We start from the raw sequence: 6533 nt of genomic DNA, 5'->3' as shown, positions 1-6533 counted from the left end.
GCGCCTGCCAGCGGAAAAACTATCGCGCATCCACAACCCCGGCATCCAGCCCGACCTGCTGGTGGAACACGCCTACAACCCGATCCACCGCCGTCACCAGTACGACCCGGCCGGCGAGTTGACCCGCACCCTCGACAAACTGCGCGGCGAGATCAAGTACGAATACGAAGCCAACGGCCAGCTGCACAGTCGCGACACCAGCCAGTTGATCGACAGCGAAGAATTCCGCTACGACGCCGCGGCGAACCGGCTGAATTTCAACACCAGCCAGTTTGACCACGTCAAAGACAACCGCCTCAAACGCTGGCGGGATCAGGAATATGCCTACGATGCGTGGGGCAACCTGATTGAAAAACGCAGCGGCATGGGCAAGCTGCAGACGTTTGTTTATGACTGCGAAAATCGGTTGGTGCGGGCCGAGACGCTGGTCAATGGCAAGCTGGAAAGCAGCGGTTTTTATCGGTACGACAGCCTGGGGCGGCGGGTCGGCAAACAGACCGTTGTTAATGGCGTGACCGAGCAGAAGAATTTCTTGTGGCAAGGCCTGCGCATGCTGCGCGAAGAGCGTCCGGGGCAGAGCAGTCTGTACGTTTACGAACCGGGCAGCTATGCGCCTTTGGCGCGTGTCGATCAGGCAGAAGGGGAAGAGCAGAAGCTTTACTACTTCCATACCGACCAGATTGGTACGCCGCTGGAGATGACGGACGCGGACGGGAGCATTGTCTGGCAGGCGACGTACAAGGCGTGGGGTTCGGTTGAAAAGCTGACGGTCAATGACGTCCAGCAGAACCTGCGGTTTCAGGGGCAGTATTTCGATGAAGAGACGGGGCTGCACTACAACACCTTTCGGTATTACGATCCGGAGGTGGGGCGGTTTGTTACGCAGGATCCGATTGGGTTAATTGGTGGCGCAAACCTGTATAGCTACGTTGATAACCCACTTTCATATGTTGACCCTTTTGGGCTAAGCCCGTTAGCTTTGCCAGCTCCAACATCACTGGATCCATGGGGGGCGGGAGCTCGGCTCGAGTCATTCCCAGTACCAAAAGGTGGCATTATTGTCGAAATGGCGATGTCACCGGGCCAGACTAAACCAGGGGGATGGGCAACATTGGATCATATCCCTGATGTAGATTATGTAAGAAATCAGTTGGCGGTAATTCCAGAATTTAAGCCAGAAATTTCACATGTGCAAAAATTCCTTATTCCTGAAGGTGTTCACGTGCAATCTGGTCCTGTTGGTCCACAAACTTCTGGGGGGAGAGTTTATCCTGGCGGGGGAAGTCAGCTTCAAGTACTTAATTATCAAGATAGAGCAAAAATGCAACCAGTGGGCAAGCCGAGAGCGTTACATTCTAGTAGCTGTGGGGGTTGAATGAGTAATGTCACCGATTTTACAGTAGTTGATGGGCTTGGGAATTATGATCGTAAGGCTAATCCCCAAGGTTTAAGCGTTTGGGAGTTACTTCCAAGGGAAGTGTCGTGGTCTTTTTTTGGGCGCTTATATAAAATTGAGAGCTCCGAAAAGCTGATTCCTCTGCTACTAATTGGTGCTGCTGGTATAGCGGTGGTTATTTCTCCATTTAATGATAAAAAAAACAAGGCGTTGGTTGTTAAGCCTGACGGAGAATTAATGTGGGACGTCAGTGCTCGTGCTAGTAACATAGTAAAAGGAGGAATATTTTCAGATGTGTACTATATTTCTGGGCGGTTGTATTTTTTTGTCAATATAAATAATCATGATTTCAGGTTTTCGTTTGATACCGTTTCTGGAGAAATAGGAAGGTTGATACCCTCTTATTAAGTGCATTATTTATAATTGAACTTTACAGCCAGTATCTGAAGTGTTTCGACAGCGGCGCCATGGGCCGCAAGAGCTGGCAGTTCGCCTCGCGCCTGCCAGCGGAAAAACTCTCGCGCATCCACAACCCCGGCATCCAGCCCGACCTGCTGGTGGAGCACGCCTACAACCCGATCCACCGCCGTCACCAGTACGACCCGGCCGGCGAGTTGACCCGCACCCTCGACAAACTGCGCGGCGAGATCAAGTACGAATACGAAGCCAACGGCCAGCTGCACAGCCGCGACACCGGCAAGCTTGTCGACAGCGAAGAATTCCGCTACGACGCCGCGGCGAATCGGCTGAACTTCAACACCAGCCAGTTCGACCACGTCAAAGACAACCGCCTCAAACGCTGGCGGGATCAGGAATATGCCTACGATGCGTGGGGCAACCTGATTGAAAAACGCAGCGGCATGGGCAAGCTGCAGACGTTTGTTTATGACTGTGAGAATCGGTTGGTCAAGGCCGAGACGTTGGTTAATGGCAAGCTGGAAAGCAGCGGTTTTTATCGGTACGACAGCCTGGGGCGGCGGGTCGGTAAACAGTCCGTTATTAACGGCCTGAGCGAGCAGAAGCACTTTCTGTGGCAAGGCCTGCGGATGCTGCGCGAAGAGCGTCCGGGGCAGAGCAGTCTGTACGTGTACGAACCGGGCAGCTATGCGCCGTTGGCGCGTGTCGATCAGGCGGAAGGTGAGGAGCAGCAGCTTTACTACTTCCATACCGACCAGATTGGTACGCCGCTGGAGATGACTGACCGTGAAGGGCAGATTGTCTGGCAGGCGACGTATAAGGCGTGGGGTTCGGTTGAAAAGCTGACGGTGAATGCCGTCGAGCAGAACCTGAGGTTTCAGGGGCAGTATTTCGATGACGAGACGGGGCTGCACTACAACACGTTTCGGTATTACGATCCGGAGGTGGGGCGGTTTGTAACGCAGGATCCGATTGGGTTGGATGGGGGATATAATTTATACAAATATGCTCCTGATCCTATTGGGTGGATTGATCCACTAGGGCTTTGTTCCAAAGCGTTAAGTAATAAATGACAAAAGGTGGAACACCCCGCCCTGCAAATTCAGCTGCTCATCATATCGTTGGTGACACCGCTAAGCTTGCAGCTCCTGCGAGAGCGGTCTTGGCAAAGCATGATATTCATGTGGACGATGCGGTCAATGGAGTATTTTTGCCTAATCGAAATAACGTTGATTCGAGCGTGCCGGGGATTCTGCATAATGGTAAGCATCCAAACTCTTATTTTGAAAATGTAAATCAGCTTATAATTAGTGCGGATAAAGCAGGTGGCAAGCCGATGGTTTTGAAAACGATCGATAGAATTCGTAATACATTACTTTCGAGTCCGCGCGATGCGCAATGGTCCGGATTATTTGGGTGATCTATGAAGATTTATTCGATAACACAAGATGACAGATATAAAACATTGGTCGACGCGGATCAGTCGGAAGGTCTGCAAGATTTCGCTACACAGCTAGCGTATGGTGAAACTACTTTAGTGCCTGAGAAACAAATTTTTCAGGTCGTGTATAATAGTGATGATAAAAAAAATCAGAACTTTCTGATTTTTTTACTTTCTTCAGGCCTGTCTTGGTTGTCTCAGAAAAAGCATATGATGCGCTAAAATTTCTGCAGGGTTTTCCTAGAATAAAACTGCTAGGCCCGCGTACAGGGGATGTCGCCGTATTTATTACCGAGTTGGTATCAAATGCATTTGACTTTGAACAATCCGATTATGATAGGGGGGAGGGCGGTTACGTCGTTTATAAGGCGGTTTTAAATATTTCAGAGAGTCATGTGCGTGAGATTTTTCGCATTCCTGAAAATCCGCAAGTGCTATATGTAAGTCAAGTATTTAAAGACACTGTAGAAGCGCTAGGCCTGAGAGGGATCGCCTTTAAGGAAGTTGCACGAAGTTATTAATCGTTATGCGGGGGTGCAAGCTTGTTTTGAAGGGGTGGCTCAAGGGGCGAACTCCAAATAGCGCCTCCACGACTTGATAGTAAGGAGATAAGCATGGGGGGCTGCAAATGTCAAAGTCCAATTATGTTTGGGTGTGACTCCAAAGGTTAGTTTCAATGGTACAAAAATATAAAGAAGTACCATTGCCTGCGTCGGCGGCCGCAAGCAATGAGGCTCTCAACGCATTGGGGGTGGATGAGGGTATATGGGTTGCCAAGTTTTGGACTCTCTATAACGGCGCTTTGCTTGATGATCAAGTATTGATTTATTCAGCGGAGCAAGTAGTTGAGCGCAATATTACTTATGAAATAGACAAGGATTTTCCAGGGCAGCTTTTGGTGGGCGACGACTCTGGTGGCAGGCTTGTTTTAATCGATAGGTCTGTGGAAAATAAGTTTTATCTTATCGATTCCGGTGATCCATTCTTGGGTGGTGCGGAAATATTCTCGTCGGTTGATGCGTTGGTTGCGCATGTCCTTGGTGAGACAAACGCACTTCCGGACTCGGTAGATATTGTGGCTATTGGTAAAGTCAAGATCACGCCGCAAGAGGTGCTGGCAATCAAGAGTGAGTTGGGGTTAAGCGAGTCGGTGGCAAAATTGAAAGAAAAACTTGAGAAGGAAAATCAGATGATTTTAAAAGGAGTCAAAGCCGTTAAGTATACGGGAGTATTCGCTCAATATCGGCATTTAATTCGATTTAATAACTAGTGGGGGGTTGTCTATTGATCGGATGAATTTATGGATAATGCACCTAATCAATAGATCAGCGTCTCGCTACGTTTACCAAGGCAGCGGCCACCTGCATCGCGAAGCATGCAATGCTTTAATACACCAGCATCCGTCTGGATTAAGGTGTTTTTAAAATCAACTACTAGGGAAGTACCAACCTCATGCAGCAATCACCCAAACCCGCTCCAGCCGTGACAGGTCAAATGATCAAAACCTTCCATCACGGCAAGGGCTTTCTGGTCTTCATGCTGTTGTTCGCAATTGTCATGTTGGGTCTGGCAGGATTTGTGTTGTACCTGGGGACCATCCTGCCGGCGGGCAGTTCCGGGGCGAACACCAGTCGTGGTTCCAGCCCGCAGTTGCTGATCTATTCCGTCAGTGGCTTGCTGGTCGTCATTTCGGCGGTCCTGTTCGGACTTTATGCGTGGCAGAAGAAGTTGCGCGGGACCCAGTATGAGGTTTACGAGCACGGCATTTTGGCTGCCAGCGGAAAGCAGCAGCAATTTACGGCGTTTGCTGAAATAGAAGATCTTTATCTGTTCGGCTCGGGGCAAGCGGCATTCACTGGCCTGATCACCAACCTGGCGTACCGGCGTAATGAAAGTGAGCCATTTCATCGCGTGATCGAGTCGTTGAAAGGCTTTCAGGACTTTCAGCAGTTGGTACGTGAGTTGCACGTCCGCGAGCGTTTGCCGGTTGTGATGAACAAGCTTGAGTCTGGCGGAGCAGTGACTTTCAAATACGTGCCGACCGGGCAGGTCTGGCGCAAACGGATCGCGGGGGACTTCCTGAATGTCGTCACTCAAACAATTATTGTGACACGCGAGTTTCTGGAAGTTGACCGACGTAAAGTCCCGGTGTCGTCTCTTTCTTCAGTCGATTTGAATGCCTGGAGTGAGAAGGTCACCATCCAAGACGAGGCCGGGAATGCGATGCTATCAACGGTGTGCACCGGCATCATGAGCCATGACCTGTTCCTCACCACTCTGGATGTATTGCTGGATGCTGAACGCGCAAGCAGCGCTGAGGCGAAGCCAAGCCTGGCCTGAGATCTCAGGGCGGCGCCAGCGTGAACATCACAATTAACCCGGCTACTCAGGCCGGGTTTTTTGTGGGGGCGTGGTAGAGCGTTTAGACCGATTATTTCCTTGCGTTATTTACATAGACTCAATCCGCATATCCATTACCAAAAAATCCGCGCCCTGACATTGTCCTCATCCGTTACCAAGGACGTTTGTTCGTTACAGCAGAATAAGCTGTCCTGCCTGCATCTTTAAGGCTGCCCCGACATCGACTTTGGCTGTTTGACCGCCAGCTTGTGGAGCTAGGCCGAATCCATAGAATCCGCCCCATCAGCTTCGTCCAACTATCCAGTCCTTCAGGGAGCAACACCATGATGAATGCCATGCAGATGCAAATGCCGATGAACGCCACCATGCCAATGATGCCGATGATGGGCATGCCGATGATGATGGCGACCATGACCTGCGAGATGATGGACGACGGCATGATGTGCAAGATGATGCCGGCCGCTGGCATGGACATGGCCATGTTCAAGAACAGCGCTGAAATGATGCAGATGATGATGAACTGCGGCATGCCGATGATGATGCATTGCGGCAACATGAGCATGATGTGCATGTCCCAGGCGAGCATGGCCGAGCCAATGATGAACATGATGATGTCCATGCCAATGATGCCGCCAATGATGGGCATGCCGATGCCATCGATGAAGTGCGTGATGGAGTGCACCGTCATGGCCGACTGCATGATGTGCAAAATCATGCCGATGGCCGGCATGAACATGGACATGATGAAAAACTGCTGCAACCTGATGATGAAAATGATGAACGACTGCAGCATGCCGATGATGATGAGCTGCAACGGCATGCCGATGATGTGCTGCACCTGCTGATTGCGCGGAACATCGGACGGCTTGGCGATGGCGTACTTGGGAGCGCCATCGCCAGCAAGCCGGCTCCTACGTA

The 6533-nt window shown here is 50.7% G+C and carries 7 protein-coding genes and 1 pseudogene; all 8 read left to right on the top strand.

What is annotated here, in order from left to right; all coding sequences use genetic code 11:
• On the top strand, positions 1–1375 hold a 1375-nt coding region (locus NL64_RS29810; protein WP_253277104.1), incomplete at its 5' end, for an RHS repeat domain-containing protein.
• On the top strand, positions 1376–1804 hold the full coding sequence (locus NL64_RS30195) for a hypothetical protein (protein WP_155292779.1): 429 nt from the start codon (positions 1376–1378) through the stop codon (positions 1802–1804).
• 41 nt (positions 1805–1845) lie between these two features.
• Positions 1846–2859 (top strand): annotated as a pseudogene (locus tag NL64_RS23275) (RHS repeat domain-containing protein); the annotation flags it as partial.
• Positions 2860–2882: 23 nt separating this feature from the next.
• On the top strand, positions 2883–3233 hold the full coding sequence (locus tag NL64_RS30190) for an AHH domain-containing protein (protein ID WP_155292778.1): 351 nt from the start codon (positions 2883–2885) through the stop codon (positions 3231–3233).
• A gap of 209 nt (positions 3234–3442) precedes the next feature.
• A complete protein-coding gene (locus tag NL64_RS30185) occupies positions 3443–3775 on the top strand; it encodes an imm11 family protein (RefSeq protein ID WP_155292777.1) in 333 nt (110 codons plus the stop codon).
• A gap of 155 nt (positions 3776–3930) precedes the next feature.
• Positions 3931–4524: a hypothetical protein gene (locus NL64_RS23260; protein WP_034150407.1), complete on the top strand. Its 594-nt coding sequence runs from the start codon at positions 3931–3933 to the stop codon at positions 4522–4524.
• A 182-nt stretch (positions 4525–4706) separates the two neighbouring features.
• Positions 4707–5594: a hypothetical protein gene (locus NL64_RS23255; RefSeq protein ID WP_034150406.1), complete on the top strand. Its 888-nt coding sequence runs from the start codon at positions 4707–4709 to the stop codon at positions 5592–5594.
• A gap of 344 nt (positions 5595–5938) precedes the next feature.
• Positions 5939–6460 carry a hypothetical protein gene (locus tag NL64_RS30705; protein ID WP_080758089.1) on the top strand — a complete coding sequence of 174 codons (522 nt, stop codon included), beginning with the start codon at positions 5939–5941 and terminating at the stop codon, positions 6458–6460.
• The last annotated feature ends 73 nt before the right edge of the window (positions 6461–6533 follow it).

The organism is Pseudomonas fluorescens, from assembly GCF_000802965.1.
In the GTDB taxonomy this organism is placed as follows: Bacteria; Pseudomonadota; Gammaproteobacteria; order Pseudomonadales; family Pseudomonadaceae; genus Aquipseudomonas; species Aquipseudomonas fluorescens_A.
The sequence above is the reverse complement of the archived record's forward strand: the minus strand, read 5'-3'. Positions and strand labels throughout refer to the sequence as shown.